24 protein-coding genes and 1 tRNA gene are annotated in these 22,358 nt (G+C 58.1%); 13 read left to right on the forward strand and 12 right to left on the reverse strand.

From position 1 onward, the window contains the following. The first annotated feature begins 24 nt into the window (after window positions 1-24). The 5 genes from AC1DNI_RS16245 (at window position 25) to AC1DNI_RS16265 (ending at window position 3,833) form a co-directional block, all read left to right on the forward strand. Window positions 25-822, forward strand: coding sequence for a mechanosensitive ion channel family protein (locus AC1DNI_RS16245; protein ID WP_477692584.1), 798 nt, complete (start codon window positions 25-27; stop codon window positions 820-822). Window positions 823-1,008: 186 nt separating this feature from the next. Continuing rightward, entirely contained in the window at window positions 1,009-1,848 is an 840-nt protein-coding gene (locus AC1DNI_RS16250; protein ID WP_477692585.1) for a helix-turn-helix domain-containing protein, read from the forward strand. 157 nt (window positions 1,849-2,005) lie between these two features. Next, the gene (locus tag AC1DNI_RS16255; RefSeq protein ID WP_477692586.1) at window positions 2,006-2,407 is read left to right on the forward strand and encodes a GlcG/HbpS family heme-binding protein; all 402 of its coding nucleotides are present in this window, start codon (window positions 2,006-2,008) and stop codon (window positions 2,405-2,407) included. Between the two features lie 45 nt (window positions 2,408-2,452). Beyond that, window positions 2,453-3,256: an SDR family oxidoreductase gene (locus AC1DNI_RS16260; protein WP_477692587.1), complete on the forward strand. Its 804-nt coding sequence runs from the start codon at window positions 2,453-2,455 to the stop codon at window positions 3,254-3,256. 82 nt (window positions 3,257-3,338) lie between these two features. After that, entirely contained in the window at window positions 3,339-3,833 is a 495-nt protein-coding gene (locus tag AC1DNI_RS16265; RefSeq protein ID WP_477692588.1) for a nuclear transport factor 2 family protein, read from the forward strand. 277 nt (window positions 3,834-4,110) lie between these two features. Here AC1DNI_RS16265 and AC1DNI_RS16270 read toward each other — a convergent pair whose 3' ends face one another. From AC1DNI_RS16270 to AC1DNI_RS16280, 3 genes are all read right to left on the reverse strand, one after another. Beyond that, window positions 4,111-4,908, reverse strand: coding sequence for a class I SAM-dependent methyltransferase (locus AC1DNI_RS16270; RefSeq protein ID WP_477692589.1), 798 nt, complete (start codon window positions 4,906-4,908; stop codon window positions 4,111-4,113). Between the two features lie 255 nt (window positions 4,909-5,163). Beyond that, window positions 5,164-5,240: transfer RNA gene (locus tag AC1DNI_RS16275), tRNA-Arg, on the reverse strand. Between the two features lie 75 nt (window positions 5,241-5,315). After that, the gene (locus AC1DNI_RS16280) at window positions 5,316-6,485 is read right to left on the reverse strand and encodes a M20 aminoacylase family protein (protein ID WP_477692590.1); all 1,170 of its coding nucleotides are present in this window, start codon (window positions 6,483-6,485) and stop codon (window positions 5,316-5,318) included. 169 nt (window positions 6,486-6,654) lie between these two features. Between AC1DNI_RS16280 and AC1DNI_RS16285 the strand changes: the two genes are divergently transcribed. Further along, a complete protein-coding gene (locus AC1DNI_RS16285; protein WP_477692591.1) occupies window positions 6,655-7,767 on the forward strand; it encodes a D-alanyl-D-alanine carboxypeptidase family protein in 1,113 nt (370 codons plus the stop codon). Further along, on the forward strand, window positions 7,767-8,927 hold the full coding sequence (locus tag AC1DNI_RS16290) for a CobW family GTP-binding protein (protein ID WP_477692592.1): 1,161 nt from the start codon (window positions 7,767-7,769) through the stop codon (window positions 8,925-8,927). Before AC1DNI_RS16285 ends, AC1DNI_RS16290 begins: the two co-directional genes overlap by 1 nt. Here AC1DNI_RS16290 and AC1DNI_RS16295 read toward each other — a convergent pair. From AC1DNI_RS16295 to AC1DNI_RS16310, 4 genes are all read right to left on the reverse strand, one after another. After that, complete coding sequence (locus AC1DNI_RS16295; RefSeq protein ID WP_027231301.1) at window positions 8,920-9,153, reverse strand: sulfurtransferase TusA family protein; 234 nt, start codon at window positions 9,151-9,153, stop codon at window positions 8,920-8,922. The genes AC1DNI_RS16290 and AC1DNI_RS16295 overlap by 8 nt on opposite strands. A gap of 4 nt (window positions 9,154-9,157) precedes the next feature. Next, window positions 9,158-10,417 (reverse strand): hypothetical protein, encoded by a 1,260-nt coding sequence (locus tag AC1DNI_RS16300; RefSeq protein WP_477692593.1) that lies wholly within the window; start codon window positions 10,415-10,417, stop codon window positions 9,158-9,160. A gap of 292 nt (window positions 10,418-10,709) precedes the next feature. Beyond that, window positions 10,710-10,985: an HU family DNA-binding protein gene (locus AC1DNI_RS16305; RefSeq protein ID WP_027231303.1), complete on the reverse strand. Its 276-nt coding sequence runs from the start codon at window positions 10,983-10,985 to the stop codon at window positions 10,710-10,712. Between the two features lie 204 nt (window positions 10,986-11,189). After that, complete coding sequence (locus tag AC1DNI_RS16310; protein ID WP_477692594.1) at window positions 11,190-12,131, reverse strand: LysR family transcriptional regulator; 942 nt, start codon at window positions 12,129-12,131, stop codon at window positions 11,190-11,192. A gap of 165 nt (window positions 12,132-12,296) precedes the next feature. Here AC1DNI_RS16310 and AC1DNI_RS16315 point away from each other — a divergent pair, with 165 nt between their 5' ends. Continuing rightward, window positions 12,297-13,250 carry a ring-cleaving dioxygenase gene (locus AC1DNI_RS16315; protein ID WP_477692595.1) on the forward strand — a complete coding sequence of 318 codons (954 nt, stop codon included), beginning with the start codon at window positions 12,297-12,299 and terminating at the stop codon, window positions 13,248-13,250. Between the two features lie 18 nt (window positions 13,251-13,268). Here AC1DNI_RS16315 and AC1DNI_RS16320 read toward each other — a convergent pair whose 3' ends face one another. The 3 genes from AC1DNI_RS16320 to AC1DNI_RS16330 all read right to left on the reverse strand — a co-directional run bounded on the left by AC1DNI_RS16320 (window position 13,269) and on the right by AC1DNI_RS16330 (window position 15,813). After that, complete coding sequence (locus AC1DNI_RS16320) at window positions 13,269-14,834, reverse strand: VOC family protein (protein ID WP_477692596.1); 1,566 nt, start codon at window positions 14,832-14,834, stop codon at window positions 13,269-13,271. Between the two features lie 207 nt (window positions 14,835-15,041). Beyond that, on the reverse strand, window positions 15,042-15,191 hold the full coding sequence (locus AC1DNI_RS16325; RefSeq protein ID WP_081815820.1) for a DUF1127 domain-containing protein: 150 nt from the start codon (window positions 15,189-15,191) through the stop codon (window positions 15,042-15,044). Between the two features lie 148 nt (window positions 15,192-15,339). Continuing rightward, window positions 15,340-15,813 carry a low affinity iron permease family protein gene (locus AC1DNI_RS16330; RefSeq protein WP_477692597.1) on the reverse strand — a complete coding sequence of 158 codons (474 nt, stop codon included), beginning with the start codon at window positions 15,811-15,813 and terminating at the stop codon, window positions 15,340-15,342. A 222-nt stretch (window positions 15,814-16,035) separates the two neighbouring features. On the opposite strand from AC1DNI_RS16330, the gene AC1DNI_RS16335 reads away from it, so the two are divergent. Continuing rightward, window positions 16,036-16,434 (forward strand): hypothetical protein, encoded by a 399-nt coding sequence (locus tag AC1DNI_RS16335; RefSeq protein WP_477692598.1) that lies wholly within the window; start codon window positions 16,036-16,038, stop codon window positions 16,432-16,434. 81 nt (window positions 16,435-16,515) lie between these two features. Here AC1DNI_RS16335 and AC1DNI_RS16340 read toward each other — a convergent pair whose 3' ends face one another. Next, complete coding sequence (locus AC1DNI_RS16340; protein WP_477692599.1) at window positions 16,516-17,409, reverse strand: LysR family transcriptional regulator; 894 nt, start codon at window positions 17,407-17,409, stop codon at window positions 16,516-16,518. A 113-nt stretch (window positions 17,410-17,522) separates the two neighbouring features. Between AC1DNI_RS16340 and AC1DNI_RS16345 the strand changes: the two genes are divergently transcribed. The 3 genes from AC1DNI_RS16345 (at window position 17,523) to AC1DNI_RS16355 (ending at window position 20,151) form a co-directional block, all read left to right on the forward strand. Further along, window positions 17,523-17,936, forward strand: coding sequence for a (R)-mandelonitrile lyase (locus AC1DNI_RS16345; protein ID WP_477692600.1), 414 nt, complete (start codon window positions 17,523-17,525; stop codon window positions 17,934-17,936). A 50-nt stretch (window positions 17,937-17,986) separates the two neighbouring features. Further along, window positions 17,987-18,967, forward strand: coding sequence for an aldo/keto reductase (locus tag AC1DNI_RS16350; RefSeq protein ID WP_477692601.1), 981 nt, complete (start codon window positions 17,987-17,989; stop codon window positions 18,965-18,967). 167 nt (window positions 18,968-19,134) lie between these two features. Then, a complete protein-coding gene (locus AC1DNI_RS16355; RefSeq protein WP_477692602.1) occupies window positions 19,135-20,151 on the forward strand; it encodes a zinc-dependent alcohol dehydrogenase family protein in 1,017 nt (338 codons plus the stop codon). 167 nt (window positions 20,152-20,318) lie between these two features. Here AC1DNI_RS16355 and AC1DNI_RS16360 read toward each other — a convergent pair whose 3' ends face one another. Next, complete coding sequence (locus AC1DNI_RS16360; RefSeq protein ID WP_477692603.1) at window positions 20,319-21,326, reverse strand: class I SAM-dependent methyltransferase; 1,008 nt, start codon at window positions 21,324-21,326, stop codon at window positions 20,319-20,321. Window positions 21,327-21,546: 220 nt separating this feature from the next. Between AC1DNI_RS16360 and AC1DNI_RS16365 the strand changes: the two genes are divergently transcribed. Next, entirely contained in the window at window positions 21,547-22,275 is a 729-nt protein-coding gene (locus AC1DNI_RS16365; protein ID WP_477692604.1) for a methyltransferase domain-containing protein, read from the forward strand. The last annotated feature ends 83 nt before the right edge of the window (window positions 22,276-22,358 follow it).

Consider the following 22,358-nt stretch of genomic DNA (forward strand, 5'->3'; position numbering starts at 1 on the left):
CCCACCGAAACGGAGAACTGTCTTATGGAACTTGATCCTCAAAGCGCCTATTCCGCCATACAAACCGGGATAAGACAGGCGAGCACGCTGGTCGTCACCTATTCGTTTTCGGTGATCGGCGCGATCTTGCTCATGGTCATAGGGTTTCTTGTGGCCGGCCTCGTCGAGCGCTGGCTCTTTGCCGGTCTTGGCCGCGTTGGCGGCTTCGACCTTACCTTGCGTCGCTTCCTTTCAAAGATCGCGCGCTATTTCGTGCTCGGGCTCGTGGTTGTCATGGTGCTCGGCCAGTTCGGTATCCAGACAGCATCGGTCATTGCCGCCATTGGCGCGGTAGGTCTCGCTATCGGTCTGGCACTGCAGGGAACACTGCAGAATATAGCCGCCGGTATTATGCTCTTGGCGCTGCGGCCGCTGCGGATCGGCGAATATGTCGAAGTCGGCAGCGTCTCCGGCACTGTTGAGGAGATAGGGCTCTTTGCGACGCGATTGCGTGCCGCTGATGGGATCTACATTCTGGCGCCGAATTCGACGCTCTGGACGCTGCCGGTCAAGAATTACACGCGCAACGGCGTGCGCCGGAACGATATCACCATCACGATTCCCAATTCGGATGACATCGAAGCAATGCAGAAATCGCTGATGAAGCTCGCCGAGCGCGATGGGCGCGTGAAAAAGGAGCCGACTCCTGCCGCATTTGTCGCGGACCTCGGCGATAGCAGCGTGTCGATAACCTTGCGCTACTGGACCTCTGTCGGCGATTTTGCCGCGACCCAGGCCGAAATGAACAAAAACGTCCGCAATACCTTGAACCAAATGGCTTGACCATATCAGTGCTCGCCAAAGCGCCGCTGGACGGCCGCTTCCAGTGACGCCCAACGGACGGGTGGATTTGGCGCCTCGGCTAATCTAATATTGCTCCGGAACATCGCGCGAGGGCCAAGGATGGCGCGCAGGGGGATAGCCAGTCCAGACAGGTTTCAAGGCGTCGAGCGGCCTTCGTCGCTTGAGATGAGTCATATCACGCTGCAGGACGCCACCTTCGGCAGGCTCAAATGGCGGCACGATGACAATGGCATTCCCGTCCAGCTGGAGCAGGCGGACGGCTACATGATCTGCTATCAAAGAAACCATCTTCCGGCGCGGCCACGATGGATCGATGGGAAGCCCGTAACGTCCGTATCATTGGATCCAGGCGAATTTCTACTCCTCGACCTTAGAAGACGCTACACAGCGGTCGAGGCAGGGGACGTCGACTGCGTCTCGATGTTCGCGCCCCATGCCTCGATTAGCGAATTCCACCTGGAGAACGATCTGGCGCCCTTCTCGACGCTGCGGGATAGAGACGTGTTTGGTTATTCAGATATCATCGTGCGAAACTTGATGGAATGTTTCGTGCCTGCATTCGAGCGGCCTGACGCTGCCTCGCGCCTCTTCCTTGACCAGCTCACGATAACGCTCCTGTCCCATCTGACCATGTTTTACGGGGAACAGAAAACCGAGTTCCGCGCGGTCAAAGGAGGATTGGCTCCGCGGCAAGAGCGAAGGGTGAAGGACCTTCTGCTCGCGAACCTGAAAGGCGACATCGGGCTTGACGCTCTCGCTAAGGAAACCGGCCTTTCCCGCGCTCACCTCGCTCGATCCTTCAAGATCAGCACGGGTCGTTCGCCCATGATGTGGCTGCAGAACCAGCGCCTGGAGAAGGCGGTGACGTTGCTTCTTGGAACGAGCCTTACTATCCAGGCGATCGCCGACGATTGCGGCTTCGCTGACCACAGTCACCTCACGAAAGTTTTCCTCAAGCGCTTCAAGGCCTCCCCGGGCGAATGGCGCCGCAAGCACAAGTTGTGAGTGGACCGAACAGCCGACGGCCGTGCCCATTCAAGCATATGTGATTTCGGCCGCTCTCAAATCAGCACTCGAGTACACAAAAAAGCACGCACGTACCTCGCAGGACGAGCGATGCTGAATATTATTCCTCGCGCAGTTGGCGTCGAGGGGAATAGCCATGCAGATCTCGGTTCATCAGGCGCGTTCGATTATTGCGGCCGGGGAAGCCCGTGCCCAGGCCATCGGGGTTGCGGTCAATATCGCGGTGCTTGACGCAGGCGCCCAACTCAAAGCTTTCAGCCGCATGGATGGAGCATTGCTCGGGTCCATTGATATCGCTCTCGGGAAGGCCAAGACGGCCGCCCTCTTCCAGATGGCAACGGAGACCGTTGGTGAGTTCTGCAAGCCGGGAGGCGGATCGCCAGGGCTTGAGCAGACCAATGGCGTTCTCGTGGTATTTGGCGGCGGCCTGCCTCTGACGGCGCCCGACGGAACTGTCCTCGGGGCGGTAGGCGTGTCGGGAGGGGCCGTAGCCCAGGACATGGACGTCGCCCAGGCGGCCGCTTCAGGCCTCGACTGACTCTCTCAAAACTCACATCAACTAGGCCACCAAGAGGAGAATGGAATGTCCAGGACGATCCTTATCACCGGTGCTGGGTCGGGCTTCGGTAAAGCTGCTGCGATCGGGATGGCCAAAAACGGTCATAACATCATCGCCACAGCACACGTATCTTCGCAAGTCACGCCGTTGCGCGAAGAAGCGGTTGCGCTCGGCCTCAACAACCTCCGTGTCGAACGCCTGGATCTCGACGATCCGTACGACATCAAACAGGCCATTGGATGGGAATGCGATGTCTTGTGGAACAATGCCGGCATGGGCGAGGCGGGTCCGGTCTGGGAAATCCCGATCGACCTTGTTCGCCGTAACTTCGAGGTCAATGTCATCTTGCCCCTTCAGCTTACGCAGGGCGTTGTCCAGAAATGGGTGAGGCAGGGCAAGAAAGGCAAGGTCGTCTTCACATCGTCAATGGGCGGGCTTTTTACCCCGGCCAACTGGGGCACGTATGTTTCGACCAAGCATGCGCTGGAATCGATCGCTGAAGCGTTGCAGCAGGAACTCAGTGCCTATGGGATCAAGATTCAGACGATCAACCCCGGCGCTTACTACACCGGTTATAATGAAACCATGGCCGATAACCCGTTCCGTTGGCTGGACGATTCCACAAATTTCACCAAGCGCGCCGACCTGCGCAAGGGGTTCGACGATTTCTTCGCTACGCCCGAGGGTAAAATGGACCCGCAGGAGATGATCGATCGCATGATCGAGGTCGTACCCGCCGACACCGGAAAATTCCGCAATGTGATGCCGAAAGCGATCGAAAACATGCTGAAAGAACACCAACTGGCGGCCTGGGAAAACCAAATCTAAGCGGTCCGGCCCGAGGGCCACGGACGTCCGTTCGCCGACTGGCAGCGGACCGGACTGATTATAAGCAATGGAGGAGATAGCCATGGCAGGATTTGGCACATTGTTGGCAGTAGCGGTCTCAGGCTTCGCCGTGGCCGCGCTGGCTCCATTGGCGCACGCACGGGCAGACACGGGAGATGCGAACAAGGCGATCATCCAGCGCGCGTTCGATGCGTGGGCCGCGGGAACAGGCGGCCCATACGATTTGCTGGCTGATGATGCGACGTGGACCATTACCGGCAATTCACTTGCTTCGAAGACCTATCCGAGCCGCGAAGCCTTCATGAGTGAAGTGATCCGGCCATTTAACGCGCGCATGAGCGCCGGCCTGAAGCCGTCAATTCGCAAGATCTATGCAGAAGGCGACACCGTCGTCGTTTTCTTCGATGCGAGTGGCACTGCGCGCGACGGCAAGCCCTATGCAAATACCTATGCCTGGTTCCTTGATCTGAAAGACGGCAAGATCGGCAAGGCGCACGCTTTCTTTGACAGCATCGCCTTCAACGATTTCTGGACGAGGGTCGAGCCTGTTCCTTGAGCCTCGCGCACCGGACGGCTGTGTGCAGCCGAAGACCAGGAACGGTCAATCACCGAAAAAGCACAGGTTGTTCTTAGCTGGTTAGCGGCCACGGAGCGGCGTCCTGGAGGGATGCTTATGCGCACATTTCGAATTCGGCCATTCAAAAGCACGACTGAAAAGGTGCCCGCAGTCGATGTCACCATGATTCCGAGAGCTTAGATGCAGCAATTAGTTTGCGTGAAATGAACAGAGGCGCTGATGGATCATCAGTCCCATGATGATCCATCATACCAGTTTAACGCTTGCGGACGATATAAATGGCTTGTTCTAGAATCTTAGGATCGTCAACGTACTTTTCAATCGTAAATTTAGTTCCAAACTTTCGTTCAAACCAAGCAGGTGGGATGGCTGCCCACCCGTAGAAATCGCCGGTTAAAACGCCTCCACCGCCACCGCCGTTTACGTCAGAGTACGTGTGGTCTCCTCGCTCGTACGAGGCTACCGCCTTCTCCGGGTCAGCTCCCATGTATCCACCGATGCTTCGCTCGAGATCATTCGCGTCGTCCTTAGCGGCGCAAGCCCGTACGAGATGAAGAAATCTAAGCGATTGAGTAGTGAACACCAATACGCCGCCTGGTTTCAATGCCCGATGTATTTCATCGAGCCAAAGTTCTGCGGCGGATTCGGCGAGATGGGAAAAGACCGAGTACGAGTACACGATATCGATCGAGCTTGAGCCCAGCGGCAACGGTCCCGATTTCTCTAGAAGGATTGGCGTGCCCTGAACGCGGCAGTTTTTGCACCACTCCAACGCGGCGGGGTCAACATCGGCCAGGTAGAGTTGGTTCGCAGGAACAACGTCTTGGAAAAAACGAGCGATTCGCCCCCATCCCGCACCAAAGTCCACAACAGTCGTGTCTTTGCTGGGGCGTTTAAATTTAGCAATGAGGGAGAGGAACGGCACGACTTCTTCAAGCGCAGACCGTCCGCTCCGTCCTACGAAACGTTCTTGAACTTCGTTCGGAGGGAACGTGGGAAGTTCCGGTGTTTCTTTATCTGCACTGGCTAAAATACGTTCTATATTTGGTGACATGATCCCCCCTCAAAGCCAAGTCTACTAGGGGCATAATAGCGATAGTCACAAATAGTCAATCCGTTCTGACACAATTCCTAGTTGTCCACTCGTGGAAAAACCTCTGTCACAAATTCTGGCTTTTGTGGTACGCAGCTTTGCATCAACTGGGGATCGTGACGGTGCAGCAGCCTTCCAGATTGGAATTTCTGGACGCTATGCGCGGGTTGCGGCACGATGCGACGAGGCAAACATGTTAACTCGGGCATCGGTGATTGGTGATCCCGACTGGATTCGAACCAGTGGCCTACAGATTAGGAATCTGTCGCTCTATCCTACTGAGCTACGGGACCGTGACCTGAGACATACTGTTTTTCGCAGCGCGCGCCAAGCCTGAAGATGCGAGGAAATTGCGTTGCCGAGCCGCCTCAAGCCGAGGCGGGGAGGGCACTTTCCGCAAGCGTCACCCAATAGCTGATTCCGTGTGGAATGGCGGCGTCGTTGAAGTCATAGGCCGGATTGTGCAGCGATGCGCTGTCGCCATTGCCGATGAAGATGAAGGCGCCGGGGCGAGCTTCCAGCATGTAGGAAAAGTCCTCGCCGGCCATCATCGGCGCAACGTCTTCGTTGACCGCGTGATTGCCGGCGACCATACGGGCGGTTTGCGCGGCAAAGATCGTCTCGCGGTCATGATTGAATGTAACCGGATAGTTGCGGGCATAGTGAACGCTGGCGCTTGCTCCAAGCGCGCCGGCGACGCCTTCGGCGACCTCGGTGAGGCGTTTTTCGGCAAAATCGCGCATTTCGGCGCGCAGCGTGCGGACCGTGCCGGCAAGCTCGGCGCGCTGGGGAATGATGTTGTGCGCATCACCCGCATGAAACTTCGTTACTGACAGCACAACGGAATCGAGCGGGTCAGTGCCGCGCGAGACGATGGTCTGCAAGGCGTTGACGAGCTGCGCGCCAATGACCACCGGATCGATGGTTCGGTGCGGCTGCGCCGCGTGCCCGCCCCGGCCTTCGATGGTAATGTTGAACTCGTCCGTCGCCGCCATGATCGGCCCCTTGCGGATGGCGAACTCGCCCACGGCGAGCCCCGGAATATTGTGCATGCCATAGACTTCCGAAATGCTGAAGCGCTCCATCATGCCTTCCTTGACCATTTCGCGCCCGCCACCACCGCCTTCCTCCGCCGGCTGGAAAATGACTGCAACCGTGCCCTTGAAATTGCGTGTTTCTGCAAGATATTGCGCAGCGCCGAGCAGCATCGCGGTGTGGCCGTCATGGCCGCAGGCATGCATCTTGCCGATGTTTTGCGAGGCCCATGGCTTGCCGGTGATCTCGGTGAGCGGCAGCGCGTCCATGTCCGAGCGCAGGCCGATCGTGGGTCCATTGCCGTGACGCCCCTTGATAATGCCGACGACGCCGGTGCGGCCGATGCCGGTTTCCACCGTGTCGCAGCCGAATTCTTGCAGTTTCGCGGCGACGAAGCCGGCAGTCTCGTGCACGTCGAACATCAGTTCCGGCTTCTCGTGCAGCTTGCGACGCCACGTTGAAACCTCGTCCTGCATCTCGATGGCACGGTTAAGCAAGGGCATTCGTTAGCGACTCCAAATTCGCGTCTGACATTTTCGTGCACAGCATAAAGGCGCTTTGCCTTTTGCCTGCCACATAAGATAGATAAGGCCATTGCCGCCCGGCGTGAAGCGCGGCTTAATGCCTTATGCCCTCCCGGTTGCTTTTAAAAGGACAGGTCGGATCTCAGGAATGCGCAAAACTGTAGTTTCTTTTCTATCGGGTTGTTTGCTTGCGGCCATGGCCGGTACCACAGCATTTGCCGGCGCCAACATTACCGTGGACGCCAATACCGGTGAAATCCTGTCGCAGGAGGATGCGTTCCAGCGCTGGTATCCGGCTTCGCTTACCAAGCTGATGACGACCTATGTGGCATTCCGCATGATCGAATCCGGTCAGGTGACGCTCGACACGCCAATCCGCATCTCCGCAAATGCCGTCAAGGAACCGCCAAGCCGATCCGGCTACAAGGCGGGTACGGAAATGACGTTGGACAATGCGTTGAAGATCATGCTGGTGCGCTCGACCAATGATGTCGCCATGGCCATCGGCGAGACACTCGGCGGTTCGGAGGAGAAGTTTGCCGCGCTGATGAATGAGGAGGCAAAACGGCTTGGCATGTACGGCACGCACTTCGTCAATCCGAACGGCCTGCATTCGGATGATCACTACTCGACGGCCCGCGATCTCGCGGTCCTGACGCTGCATTTGCGCCGCGAGTATCCGCAATACGCCCATTATTTCGATATCGAGGCGATCGACTACGGCGCCAAGAAATCACAGGCCAACTACAATGCGCTGATCGGGCGCTTCCAGGGTGCCGACGGTATGAAGACGGGTTTCGTATGCCCCTCGGGCTATAATCTCATTGGCTCGGCGACACGCAACGGACGGACGATTGTCACGGTGGTTCTCGGCGAAATGACCATCACCTCGCGGGTCACCAAGGCTGCCGATCTTCTGGGCAAGGCATTTGAAGGCAAAGGCAGCGGCCAGACGCTCGATACGCTGGCGCCCTATGGCGGACCCACGCGTGATGTCGCGGTGAATATGCGTCCGACCGTCTGCTCGAAACAAGCAAATGCCTCCGACAGCTGGGACGGCAAGGATGCCGAGGGCCACCTGGTTCAGGGCTCGGTCTACCTCGCGCGGCTCGACCATGAGCCGAAGTCGGAACCGATCGTCGTCCTGCCGCCCAAGGTTAACTCCGAAGGCATGCCGCTGAGCAGCATACCCGTGCCGACGCCGCGGCCAGATCGGCCTTCGATGACGGATGCCAGCAATGTGCTGAAGGCCATCAATTGATGGCCAGCAATGCGCCCATCCCGGTTTCGGTGCTGACCGGCTTTCTCGGCTCCGGCAAGACAACGCTGCTCAACCGGCTCCTCAAGGATCCGGCATTGGCCGATACGGCTGTGATCATCAATGAATTCGGCGATGTCGGCATTGATCACCTCCTCGTAGAAAGCGCCAGCGACGGCGTCATCGAGCTTGCCGATGGTTGCCTTTGCTGCACCGTGCGCGGTGAACTGGTCGATACGCTTGCGGGCCTGATCGACCGTTTGCAGACCGGGCGGCTGGAGCGCCTGCGGCGCGTCATCATCGAGACGACGGGCCTCGCCGATCCTGCCCCCGTCCTCCACACCATCATGGGCCATCCGGTCCTGCTGCAGGCCTTTCGGGTCGACGGCGTGATAACGACGGTAGACGCGGTCAACGGCATGGCGACGCTCGATGCCCATGAAGAGGCGGTCAAGCAGGCCGCCGTTGCCGACAGGATCGTGATCACCAAGACGGATCTGCCCGAAGCTGCGGCAGGTCTCGCGGCGTTGCGCACGCGCCTCGCGGCGCTCAACCCCGGTGCTGAACTGATCGATGTCGGCGATGAGCGCACGGGCTATGCGGCGCTGTTCGAATGCGGCGTTTATAATGCCGAGACAAAGACGGTGGACGTGCAGCGCTGGCTCAAAACCGAGGCCTACAGGGACCGCGAAGGCGAGCGCCATGGCCTCGACGATGATCATCACCACCATCATCATAGCCACGAGGACGGTCACGATCACCACCACCATGACGTCAACCGCCATGATGCCTCGATCCGTTCTTTTTCCCTGAGGCACGACCGGCCGGTGCCGCTGTCGAGCTTCGACATGTTCCTCGATCTGTTGCGCTCCGCCCATGGCGAGAAGCTGCTGCGGGTCAAGGGCATCGTGCAGCTTGCTGATGATCCGGACCGTCCGCTGGTGATCCATGGCGTGCAACAGATTTTCCATCCACCGGCGCGGCTTGCTGCCTGGCCCGATGGCGCGCGCGAGACCCGTCTGGTGATGATCGTGAAGGACTTGCCCGAAAGCTATGTCAGGCAGCTTTTCAGCGCGTTCCTCAACCAGCCGCAAATCGATACGCCGGATAGTGCGGCGCTCATCGACAATCCGCTCGCAATCTCAGGCATGACGTTCAGATAGGGTCGCCACGCTCGATATGGAAGCGATGGCCGCCGACGATGCTGATCGTTTCGATCAGCTGATGGCCCTCGGTCTGGCAGAAGTTCGGCATATCGATCACGGCGAGCGGATCGCTCGTTTCGACCCACAGACGGCTCCCGGCGGGCATGTCGAGGAGCTTTCGGCGCGTCTTCATCACCGGCAGGGGGCAGTTCAGACCGCGCAGGTCATAGATTTCGTCAGGCACGTCCCTAGTTACCGATAATTTTCCACCAGGCCTTCTTGGCAGGTGCTGCCGCAGGCTGTTCGACAGGCGCGGCTGCCGGGGCGGTATCGATTGCGCCGGTGGTCTGCGGGGTGGCCTGTGCCGAGACGGCGGGTGCTGCCGCGTTGGAGGCGACGGACATCGAAGCGGAAGGCAGTTGAACCTTCGACATGCGCGTGCGCTTGGCGGCCTCGCGCTCTTCCTTGGCCTTGTCGGCGGCGACGGCGGATGCGAGGCGTACCATGACCTGCGGCTTCGAAGCCTTGTCCTTGTCCTGCGGTGAGAGCGACGGCGGGTCCATCGTAACGCGTTCACCGCGGGCGCGACGAGAACTCCAGTCAGCGATGATCTTTGCTTCGGCGATGCCCTGGATCGAGCGTGCAGGCGGCTGAACCCGGCCCTTGCTTACCATCGACGAAAACGCCGAATCGTAGGTGCTCTGGTAGGACTGATAGGCCATCTTCAGCGAATCGGGCTGATCGGACGGCGGGCAGGCGCTCGTTGCGGCGATAGGAGCGTTCGGATCGCTGGTGTGATTGAAGACATATTTCTTCTCACAGACGTCGACCTTCGGCGGCACCTTGGTGATTTCGAAATGGTCGTAGCCTTCCTTCAGGTTTTTCCAGAAGGCATAGTTCGGATCATCCTTGTAGCGCGCCATATTGGCTGCGGTCATGCGGAAGGGAAAGGCCTCGAGCTGGATCGAGTCCTGGCCGCCCTTGAAGGCGTCGCGGGCAAAGGCGTAAATCTGGGCGACCTGCGCGTCGGTCATCGAATAGCAACCCGACGACGAGCACGAGCCATGCACCATCAGATTCGCGCCTGTGCGTCCAAGGGAGCGATCGAGCGCGTTGGGAAAGCCGGTGTTGAAAGAGAGGTAGTAGCTCGATTTCGGGTTCATCTGCGCCGGCCGCACCGCATAGAAGCCTTCAGGCGCCTGACGATCACCTTCGATGAATTTAGGCCCGAGCTTTCCGGACCATTTGCAGATCTGGTAGCTGGTGACCATGTCGTAGCGGCCATTATCCTTGCGCTTCCAGACCTCAAGTACATTCTCTTCCTTGAAAATGCGGAACATGACAGGCGCGGTCAGGCTGATGCCTTTCGACTTCATGCTCTCGATCATTTTCGCAGGCAGCTGCGTCGACGCGCCGTTCGGGACAATGTCCTCGACGGATGATCCCTGGCACGCCGCAAGAAATGCGGTGAGCGCGAGGGGCACAAGGATTCGTGTCGATAGTTTCATCGCAAGCTGTTTCAGTTTGTTGTCAGTGTCATTGCCTGGACCCAAATCACGCGGATCCTTACCCACAGCACATGCATGCATCGGTTATGGTTGATAAAGCCTTACCGCAACTATGCAAATTGCTCAATCATGCAATCGTGATCTGCGACCAAGACAGGGCGGATTTATGGCAAACGATTGGCGGTTGGCAAGGAGAGCGTATCTATGGTGAACGAAAAGTTACTCAAGGCTGCCACAAATGAAAAAGGCGGCACAACCGCGCCGCCCTTTTTGAAGTCGATCGTGAACGGGATTAGCCGTTCAGCGCGTCCTTCAATGCCTTTGCAGGCTGGAACGCGACTTTCTTCGAAGCTGCGATTTTGATCGTAGCGCCAGTTGCAGGGTTACGGCCTTCGCGAGCAGCGCGCGACTGAACCTTGAACTTGCCGAAGCCCGGCAGCGATACTTCATCGCCAGCTACGACGGAATCGGTGATACCCTTAAGAACGCTGTCAACAATCGCCTTGGACTGAACTTTTGTAAGACCCTGATCAGCAACCAGCTTCTCTACAAGATCGGAGGTATTCATGTTGGCGGTTTCCTCAGTAAATTCGTTGATCGGAGGGGTCTGTATGGCATGCGATTCCCGCCCTGTCATCAGCAATAGCGCCCAAAATGCTGGTTTATACCCAGTGTTTACAGGGTTTTTTGCGAAACCGGCTACGAAAGGCGGGCAAGGCCGCCGAGGCGGCGGAAAAACCCCGAGAGGTGATTCGCGCAAGCCGAGGCTAATTCAGGCGGGCTCCTGGCGCAGAACATCGGTCATCTGCCATATAGGCGGATCGCCGATATGGCGCACCAGATGATCGACGAAGGCGCGGACCTTCGCCGAGACATGACGCGTCGGCGGGTAGACGGCATGGATCCTGTAAGGGAGGGGCTTTGCCTGCGGCAGCACCGGAATGAGCGTGCCGGCACGCAGCGCTTCGGCCGCAATGAACATAGGCAGCAGGACGAGACCAAGCCCGGCAATTGCCATATCGCGCATCGCCTCACCGTTATTGGCAACGATGCGCCCATGCATGGCGACCGAAATCGGATCTGATGGTTGGCCGGGGTTTTCGAATTGCCAGAGCTGGCTCGTATTTACATTGGAATAGTCGATGCAGGCGAAATTGCCGAGATCGTCCAGGGATTTCGGCATGCCGTTGGCCGCCGCAAAATCCGGACTGCAGCAGATGACGCGCGCATCGGTGCAGAGCTTGCGGGCAATAAGGCTCGAATCCTTCAAGATGCCGATGCGAATGCCGACGTCAAAACCACCGCGACCGAGATCGACCATGCGATCGTCGAATTCTACCGCCACTTCAAGTTCGGGGTACTGGCGAGCGAAATCGGCAATCATGCGCCCGAGATAGAGCGTGCCGAAGGTCATGGGCGCCGCAATGCGCAGCGTCCCCCGGATGGCGCTGTGCCGCTCGCCGACCCGATCGGCCGCCTCGATCAGTTCTCGCACCAGCGGTCGCACACGCTCGACAAAATCCAGGGCGCTTCCGGATGCGACAAGCTTGCGCGGCGAGCGCTGGAAAAGCTCGATGCCAAGAGCCCCTTCAAGTTCGGTGATACGTTTGCTGACGACGGATTTCGACAGGTTGAGGCGAGCGGCGGTCGCAGTGATGCTGCCCGTTTCCATTACGTCGAGAAAGGTGAGAAGATCGTCGAAACGCCATTTCATGGTTGCAATTTATCGGACAGTCGGCTGCGAGGGAAGCCAATTTGATCACTTTTGTTCGATACAGGCGAACATGGGTTGCGCAGATTGGCTCTTTATCAAGTGCGGGCAAGGACAGATATTCAGCGCAACGGCAAACGGGCCGCAATTTTCATCCAGGAGGCTTCAATGACCTTGCAACTCACAGGCATTCATCATCTGACTGCCATTACCGCAAATGCACCTGAAAACCTGCGCTTCTATACGCAGACGCTCGGCCTTCGCCTCGTCAAGAAGACTGTCAACCAGGACGATACCAGCGCTTACCACCTGTTCTACGCCGACGGCGAGGCAACGCCTGGCTCCGATCTCACATTCTTCGATTGGCCGATCGGTCCGGAACGGCGCGGCACGCACAGTATCGCACGCACCGGCTTGCGCGTTGGCAGCAAGGAAAGCCTTTCCTGGTGGAAGGAGCGCTTTGACAAACTCGGCGTCAAGGCCGGCGAGATCGCTGTCGTCGGCGGCTATGATTCACTCGATTTCGAGGATGGCGAAGGCCAGCGTTTCCGCCTGGTCAATGATGGCGGCGCCACCCCGTCGCATCCATGGGAGAAGAGCCCGGTTCCGGCCGAACACCAGATACGCGGCCTCGGGCCGATTACGCTGAGCGTGCCTGACATCACCAATACCGAGGCGATTCTTTTGCATGTGATTAATATGCGCAAGGTTAGCGACTATGCATCGCCGGACGGTGTAGGGCATGTGCACGTCTTTGCCATGGGCGAGGGCGGACCTGCCGCCGAACTCCATGTCGCCGTGCAGCCGGATCTTGCCGTCGCCCGGCAGGGTGCGGGCGCGGTTCACCATGTCGCGTTCCGCGTTCCGGACGTGGCAGCGCTGCATGAGTGGACCGAACGGCTGAAGGGCTTCCGCATGCCGTCAAGCGGCGAGGTCGAACGCTATTACTTCCGCTCGCTCTACTTCCGCGAGCCCAATGGTATTCTGTTCGAGATCGCTACGGACACGCCGGGCTTTGCAGTGGACGAACCGATGGAAACGCTCGGTGAGAGCCTGTCCTTGCCGCCGTTCCTCGAACCGAAACGGGCATCGATCGAAGCGGGCCTCAAACCTCTCGTATAAACGTCAAAGCGGGGCAGATCAGTTCTGCCCCGTTTCCGTTTCCGCCAGCCATTGGCGGATCACCTCGATGTCATGATCGCCGGTTTCATGCCCGGCCGCCACGCTCAATGAAGTCACATCGGCCCCGGCCTGCCGAAGTTCCGCCTCCAGTGCCGGCGCATGGGCACCGAATAGATCATGATTGCCGGTGACGAACAGGATTCGCGCATCCGAAAGGTCGGATTGCGGGGTCTCGTCGAGCACTTTCGTTGCCCGCAGGAGTATTGCGTTGCGCACGAGATGCGGATGCAACTGCATCATCGCCGCAAGCAGATTGCCACCGTTCGAGTAGCCGAGGAATACCGTGCTGGTAAGGTCCAGCCTATAGGCTTCGACCGCGCCCTCGATAAAGGCAGCGAAGGCATCTGCCTCGAAGCCTATGTCCTTCTGGTCGAAGGTGAGCGGCGCAAACCGGCGGAACCAACGCGCGCTACCTTCTTCGGTGCTGCGGCCGCGTACGCCCATCAGCGTTGCGCGCGGTGCCGCCAATGCTGCGAGCGGCATGAGGCTCGCCTCATTGCCGCCAGTTCCGTGCAGGAGCACAAGCGTGCGTCCGCCGGCTTCTTCCGGCGTATAGACGCGGTGCACAAAGGGTAGCTCGCGGTAGATGAACCGCCACTCGTTCGGCATGCTGAACTGCGGCAGCATCACTTTGAGGTTCTGCGCTTCTTTCGCAAAATGCGGCGGAATGAACAGTGTCGAGCCAAGCTCGTCCTTCGGCTCGTCGATCAACATGCCCGGGCCGTCGGTCGCGAGTTCCAACAGCGAGCCGCCCGGTTCGCGCACATAGATCGAAGAGAAATATTTGCGGTCGTGCATGGCGGTGGCATCGGCGCCGCTTGCAACGAGGCGATCGAATATGGCCGTCACTTCGGGAAGGCCTGGGGAACGAAAGGCAATATGGTCGATCGTGCCGGTGCCGGGGGCCGAACTCCAGAAACCGGAAGCATCGCGGACATCGACGCAGTCGCCACTATCTGCCACCATGCGTGTGATCGTTTCGCTTTCACCCATCGCCGCATAGCCGAAATAATCTTCCAGAAAGGCACGGGTGGCTTGCGGCTGCTCGGTGAGGATGGTCGTGCCGCGGATTCGGCGTATCGCGTCAGGCGAGGGTATTCCAGCCATGGCCCAGGCATCGCCGGGAGCGACAGCATCGGTGCCGACGAGCTTGACGATGACGCCATCGGGATCCTTGAGCCGCAGCACGGGTTCGCCGAACTCCTGCGCCGGACCGGAGGTCGGTATGTTGAACTGGAGGGCCCGGGTCAGCCAGAAGCCGATGCTTTCCGGTGCGATGGCAAGCGCGATTTCGCTGGGCTGCCCATAGCCGACGCGGCCGGGCGAGCCGTCTTCCCAGACGAGGAAGGTTATGAGCGATCCGGGCGTTCCGGTCGCATCGCCATACAGCAGATGCAACTGGGTCGCGTCTTCGAACCCGCCGGTCTGTTTGACCAGCCGCAGCCCAAGGAAGCCGACATAAAAGTCGACATTTGCCTGAACCTTACGGGTAATCAGCGTGATGTGGTGAATTCCGCCCGTCATGTTCGCCTCCTCATGGTCGGCAGAGCGTTACAGGGAAACCGTCGAGCGAACAATCTGGAGATGAGGGATGCAGAGGCACAAAAAACAACACCCACCGCGGGAGGAGCGGTGGGTGCTATTTGTAAAGACCGGCTGGGAGGAGGAGTGCCGGTCTTTATACATCCGAAGCTTGGGAGGAGGAGTGCTCCGGACGCAAGTTGTATTCTATTAGCGAGCCGAAGCTGCGCGCTTGGCAACGAAGGCGATATCGCCGCGGGAGATGCCAAGGTCGTTCAGTTCGCGGGCAGAAAGGCGGCTCAGTTCCGTGACAGTGTCACGATAGCGGCGCCAGTTATTGTAAGAGCGGATCAAGTTCATTTCACTCACCTATGTAACTTCTTGTTTGTTGGATCATTTTCCGATCGTTGACGGTGATATAGGCAAGGCGGTGAGGAACTTGGAGTGACAGTTTTGCATAGCTGCAATGCAACAAATCATAGGTTGCGTTGCACAATAAAAAGCAATGTCAGCGTGCCGTTGCGGCAGAGCGGGAGGTGCGGGCGCGACCAGTTGCGGGCTTGGCCGCGGTCTTGCCCTGCGAGCGTTTTTGGGTCTCGGTTTTCTTGAGTTCCTCGAGCTCCTTGTCGGCCTTTCTGGCTGCAGCTTCGCATTGGCGGCGGAATTTTTCGACTTCGTCTTCGGTCAGGTGCTCGATGCCGATAAAGGCATTTTTCGCCTCGGTGACCCGGACGAGTTCGTCAAGCTTCGCCTGAATGGCGATGCCGTCCCGGTTCTGGGTGTTCTGAATGAGGAACACCATCAGGAAGGTTATAATCGTCGTACCTGTATTGATAATGAGCTGCCATGTATCGGAAAAGCCGAATATAGGGCCGCTGATCCCCCAGACGACCACCACGACGCAGCAAAGAATGAACGTTACCGGCTTGCCGGCGGCAAACGCGACCTTATTCGCTATGGTGTTGAATAACTTCCCGAACATGGCCGTGCCTCCGTTGCGAGCCGGCATCGAGCGCCGGCTATCCATAACAGCGGGTGGTAAAATTTGTTCCACGGGTCTGGGGCGGCGAGGCGGCTCATTGCCGATGCGCCGCAACGCAAGGCAATCTTTTAGTGTAATTTGTCGATGGCAGGGCCTGTGCAGCACTTTTCCATTAACGGAAAGCTGCTAGCATTGCGGCATTCTCGCTTGAATGAGTCGAACATGAAGATACGATTGTTCATTCTTGCATTCTCAGCCTGTGTTGCTTGCGCCGGCAGCGGACTGGCCGACAGCCAATCCTACCTGGTCAAATTTCGCCTTGGCATGCGCTCGACGACCATGTCGGGCGATATACGGGGGCCTGAAACCACCACCTATATTATTGAGGCCAAGCCCGGCCAGGAAATGTCGATCGCATTCAGGTCCGACAATGAGAGTTGCACGTTCAACGTCTACGATCCCGAGAGCGATGGTACGGTCGTCGAAGCCAGGGCTATCGGCGACGGTTACATAGGCAAGTTGCCGCCGTCCGGCCAGTATCAGGTCAAGGTCGCCTTCATGAACGAGGCGCAGCCTGCTGCAGCGTGCCGCTACAGCATCACTTTCGACATTTCAGGGTAAACGCGCTCCTCCTCGCATACGCCGTTGCCCTGGAGGCAAGTCGGCGCACCTTCCGCGGAGTTTCCACTACCGTGTCTCTCATCAAGGCTTGAACCTGAGGGCGTCCAGAAGCAGCTGGAAAGCCGGCGATGATTGCCTGCGCGAGGGGTAATAGAGATGGTAGCCCGTGAATGACGCGCACCACTGGGTCAGTGCGCGCTGCAGCCGTCCCTCGGCGATATGGGTGGCCGCCATGTCTTCCGGAATGAAGGCTAGTCCGTGCCCGGCCAGGGCAGCCGTCAATATCGGCAGGCTGCTGTTAAATGCGAGCTGCCCGTCCACCCGGACGTTCAGCGGCTCCCCATCGCGCTCGAACTCCCAGGCGTAAAAGCCGCCATATGTCGCCAGTCTCAGGTTGATGCAACGGTGCCGGGTGAGGTCGTGCGGTGATCTAGGCACGCCATGCTCCCGGAAATAATCGGGCACCGCCACCACCGCCATGCGCCAGTCGGGGCCGATTCGGACTGCTATCATATCGGCGGCAACTTCCTGCCCCAGCCGGACACCGGCGTCGTATCGCCCCGCCACGATGTCGGTATAGCCGTTGTCAATATCGACTTCGACCTTGATATCGGGGTAGTGGCGCAGAAAACGGTCGAGCTTCGGCCACAGCACCGAGCGGACGGCATGCTCGCCCGCATTGATGCGCAGCGTGCCCGTCGGCCTGTCGCGCGTGGCCATCAGCGTTTCGACCGCACGGTCGATATCATCGAAGTGATGGCCTATTTCATTCAGCAAACGCTCGCCCGCGTCGGTAAGGGCCACGCTTCTCGTGGTCCGGGCCAGCAGGCGCACATCAAGCATTGTTTCAAGACGGCGAATGGTGTGGCTGAGGGCTGACGGCGACAGGCCGAGTTGCGCCGCCGCCCGCGTAAAGCTGCCTTCGCGGGCAACCGCCCGGAATGCGATAAGGTCGTTGAAATCAGGCTTCTGCATTACTGAATCTCATTCATAAGGACATGCGGATAATATCATCTAGTTGAAAAATTCCGTGACGACTATTTTGGTTGTGAAGCGTTGGATCACCTTCCCCGGCGCAAGGAGCCATTATGGAAATCATCCGCGCCGGAACGCAGCCCTCTGCCAAAGGACCAAGCGACTGGTTCACGGGCACGGTGCGCGTGGACCCGCTCTTCTCTGTCGCAGATCCCTCAAGGGCTGCAGCCAATGCCGTAACATTCGAGCCTGGCGCCCGCACCGCATGGCATACCCACCCGCTCGGCCAGATGTTGATCGTTACTGCCGGATACGGCCGGGTCCAGCGCGAAGGCGGGCCGATCGAAGACATCCGCCCTGGCGATGTTGTGCGCTTTGCCCCCGGCGAAAAGCACTGGCACGGCGCGGCCTCCGATACCGCGATGACCCACATCGCTGTGCAGGAATCCCTGGATGGCAAGGCCGTCGACTGGCTGCAACACGTTACCGACGCGGAATACGGCGCGGGCGAGGGAGCGCGGCAATGAGCAAGGTCATTGTGTTCAGTGCCCAAACAACAAGCAAGAAGGATAGAAACATGCAAAAACGGATTTTGGGAAAAAGCGGCCTTGAGGTCTCGGCAATCGGTCTTGGCTGCATGGGCATCAGCCAGTCATACGGTGTGCCGCTGGCGTTGCCTGAAGCCGTTACGCTGATCCGCGGAGCCTTTGAGCGCGGCATCACCTTCTTCGACACGGCTGAAGTCTACGGTCCTTACAAAAACGAAGAAGTTGTTGGAGAAGCGTTGATCCCCATCCGCGATCAGGTCGTCCTCGCCACGAAGTTCGGTTTCGACATTGCCGGGGGCGGTGCGATGAACAGCCAGCCCCAGTACATTCGCGCTGCCGTCGAAGGATCGCTCAAGCGCCTGAAAACAGACCGCATTGACCTGCTCTATCAGCACCGCGTCGATCCCAATGTGCCCATGGAGGACGTCGCCGGAACGGTCAAGGAACTGATCGCGGAAGGCAAGGTTCTTCATTTTGGTCTGTCGGAAGCGGGTGTCAAAAACATCCGTCGAGCGCATTCCGTTTTGCCGGTTGCGGCGCTGCAGAGCGAATATTCGTTGTGGTGGCGTGAGCCAGAGGATCAGATACTTCCGGTTCTGGAAGAGCTTGGCATTGGCTTTGTGCCGTTCAGCCCCCTCGGCAAGGGCTTCCTGACCGGCACTGTTGCCAAGGACACGACATTCGGGAAAGACGATTTCCGCAGCACGGTGCCGCGTTTTGCACCTGACAATCTTGCCGCAAATCACGCCTTTGCCGAGGCGTTTGCCACCATCGCCCGCGAAAAGAAGGTGACGCCAGCCCAGCTCGCGCTTGCCTGGGTGCTTTCGCAAGGGCCCTGGATCGTGCCCATTCCCGGCACGACAAAGCTGGCCCGCGTTGAGGAGAATCTCGGCGCTGCCGCCATCACGCTTTCCCCCGCCGAGCTTGCTGCCATCGATGACGCCCTTTCCGGCATCGCGATCACCGGCGAACGCTATTCACCGCAGAACCAGGCGCGGATCGATCGATGACGGACGGGCTCCGCAAGCAATTTAAAGGCGGGTGTGTCGATGGCCCGCCTGCCGTGAAAGTCCGCGGCCAGCCGTGTTTAGGCAAGTCGCCTGCTTTAGAGGCTTTCGCCTGACATTCGCATGGTGATGGAGTACCCTCAGAACAAGAGTAGACGAAAGGACACGTCATGTTTGGAACGATGCTCTACGGCCCTGGCGACATTCGCTTCGAGGAACGGCCCGAGCCCAAAATCGAAAAGCCCACCGACGCCGTCATCAAGTTGTCGGCGAGTTGCGTCTGCGGTTCGGACCTGTGGCCCTATCGCGGTGCCAACGAGGTGACGGCGCCGCTGGCGATGGGCCATGAATATTGCGGCGTGGTGGTCGAGGTCGGTAGCGATGTGAAGACCGTCAGGCCTGGCCAGTTTGTCGTCGGCTCGTTCGTAATCTCCGACAATACCTGCCCGCATTGCCGGTTCGGCTTTCAGTCGTCCTGCGAGCAGCGCGAGTTCATGACTGGCGCGCAGTCGCCCTATGCCCGCGTCCCGCTTGCCGACGGAACGCTCGTCGCCACTGAGACGCAGCCGGAGGAAGACCTGATCCCAAGCCTGCTCGCGGTTTCGGATGTGCTCGGCACCGGCTGGTACGCTGCGGATGCGGCGCGCGTGCAGCCGGGATCGACGGTGGTGGTCGTCGGCGACGGTGCTGTCGGATTGATGGGCGTGCTGGCCGCAAAGCAAATGGAAGCCGGTCGCATCATCATCATGAGCCGCCACAAGACGCGCCAGGACCTCGCCCTCGAATATGGCGCGACCGACATTGTATCGGAGCGCGGCGAGGAAGGCATTGCGCGGATCAAGCAGCTCACCAAAAAGGTCGGCGCCGACTCCGTCCTTGAGTGCGTCGGCACGCAGGAGTCGATGACCCAGGCGCTGCAGGTCGCGCGCCCCGGCTCGATGATCGGCTATGTCGGCGTGCCGCACGGCGTGCAGTTCGACGGTCAGTCGCTGTTCTTCGCGCAGGTCGGAATGCTCGGAGGCCCGGCCCCGGTCCGCCGCTTCCTGCCACACCTGATGGACCTCGTGCTTACCCGCAAGATCAATCCCGGCAAAGTGTTTGACTTGACGCTTCCCCTTGCCGATGTCGCGGAAGGCTACAAGGCCATGGACGAGCGCCGGGCAATCAAGACAATGCTCCGCGTCTAACCTTGTCGTCGTTACCTTCGAGGCTCTCAGGCCCAGTTGTAATCAGCAGGCGGTGGCTCGCGTTTCAATGAAGGCTTGTCCAGCCTTTCCAGGATCGCGTGCGCGATACTCGCGTCACCGATCTCGGCGGCAAGAGTCTTTGTTGCCTTATCGATGAGAGTGCTTCACTAAGCGCGACCGATCAGGCGTCCGATAAATCTAAGAGGCGCCGTCAGTTTCCAAGACGTTGAATTCCGTAATTCTCGTAGTTCGCCGTCTTGCCTTGCTGTGTCGAATTGTAATTGTGCAATTGTTTGCTCAAGGGCCGCGGCGTTTGAAACGAGGCCTTGCACTTGTTCGTTGCGTTCACCGAGCGCCTTCCCAAGCGCATCGTTTTCTGCAGTCATCCGGCTGAGTTCGTCTTGCTGGGTGGCATCTTTGGCCTCCAAACTGATCGTCGAACCTAGTCGAGCGTACGCCGATCGAATGGCGACGACGGTCTCGTGTGAATTTGAAGCTTCGAACAGAGGAGCAACGGCTTTCGGTATTTTGGGTCCCACGGCGAGTACCCCCAAGCCGTAGCCATGCTGAAACTCGAACGATGGATACAAGTCGCGTATTTCCTCCCATAATTTGAAAACGCCGAAACCGCGATATCGAACCTCAGTGTCATGAAAAAGGACGATTGCCCGCTCGGACAATTTAGGGAGCCAGGATTCAAAGTCGCTCTTAACGTCTTCGTAGAAATGACGACCATCGATATGTAACAGGTCTACGGAACCATCAGCAAATTGGTTTCGTGCTTCCTCAAATGTCATTCGGACCAGGTTGGAAAAACCAGAGTAGTGCTCGTCGTTATAGGATTTGACCGTATCAAAAACGTCATCCTCATAAAGACCAGAGTGTTCATCTCCTGTCCAAGTATCAATTGCATAGCACTTTGTCTCCAGCGCCAATTTCTTAATCGCTTGGCAAAAGGCGAAATAAGAAAAGCCACCGTGCGTTCCCAGTTCCACAAATGTGCGAGGTTCTTGAGATTCAGCGAGCCAATATGCAAATGGCGCATGTTCTTTCCACGCAGATTCCCGGACGAGATTGTCGACCGGCCAAAATGAAGCGGCGCTGACACAATCGAGCGCGCCACGATATTTGTCGACTACCGATATTTGACGCTCTGTCCTAAGCTCAACACTCATTCATGCAAGTCCCGTCTCTAGGGTTGTTTGAAAACGATCCCACAGATAGACGCTTGCAGGGAGGCACGTGCCGAAGATTACCGTCTCCGCTCTTTCGAATTGCAACACCTAAATTTTCCCTAGTTTGCCTGTCGGAATCGCCAACGTCTATGATAACTTAAAGTTGTATTCAACGTGCATTGTAGTCGAAGCCGAAATCTAATGCGCTTTTGGAGGGGACATGCTTGTCGAACGTGTTTTATCGAGACCGGAACAATTATTCGAGAAGATCGACCAGGCGACGGGAATTGGGCTGGAGATTGGCGCACTGGACAATCCATGTGCGCTGCGTTCTGTGGGAAAAGTGTATTACGCTGACTATTGCTCGACAGATAATCTGAGGCGAAACCATCAACATACCCCAACAGTGAACGTACAAAACATTGTTGATGTTGATTTTATAACCGATGGAGGACCACTTGCGCGCGTCGTGCCAAACAACCTCAGATTTGATTACGTGATTGCATCGCATGTCATCGAGCACGTGCCCGATATTATTTCTTGGCTGTGTGACGTTGGGGATGTGTTGAGGCAGGGAGGTGTGCTGTCACTCATCATTCCAAACAAGGAGAAGACCTTCGACAGCAGGCGGTCCGTTTCAGAAGAAAAGGACTTCTACGGTGCGTTTATCCAGAAACAGACCCGGCCATCACCAACACAAGTTTTTGATAGTTTTCGGTGGCACGAGCGTGAGGGAAAGCTTGTACATACGCTAGACTACGCAATTGATAAGGCGATGCAATCCGTCAACGATTACGTTGATTGTCATTGTTGGGTTTTTACGCCCCAGACATTTTTTCACGAGATCGGGATGATGGCCTACACCGGTCGGATACCCTTTAAACTGGATATCGTAACTCTAACCCCGCGAGATGAAATCGATATGTTCGCAAGGTTGATACGGGTTTGAATTTCGACGGCCTGGCGCTAAATCAGGGGTCGCGGGAGATTATGGTTTGACAGACGTGGCAGGATTCTTCACTAAGGGTTGGC

Source organism: Phyllobacterium sp. 01N428 (genome assembly GCF_056399405.1).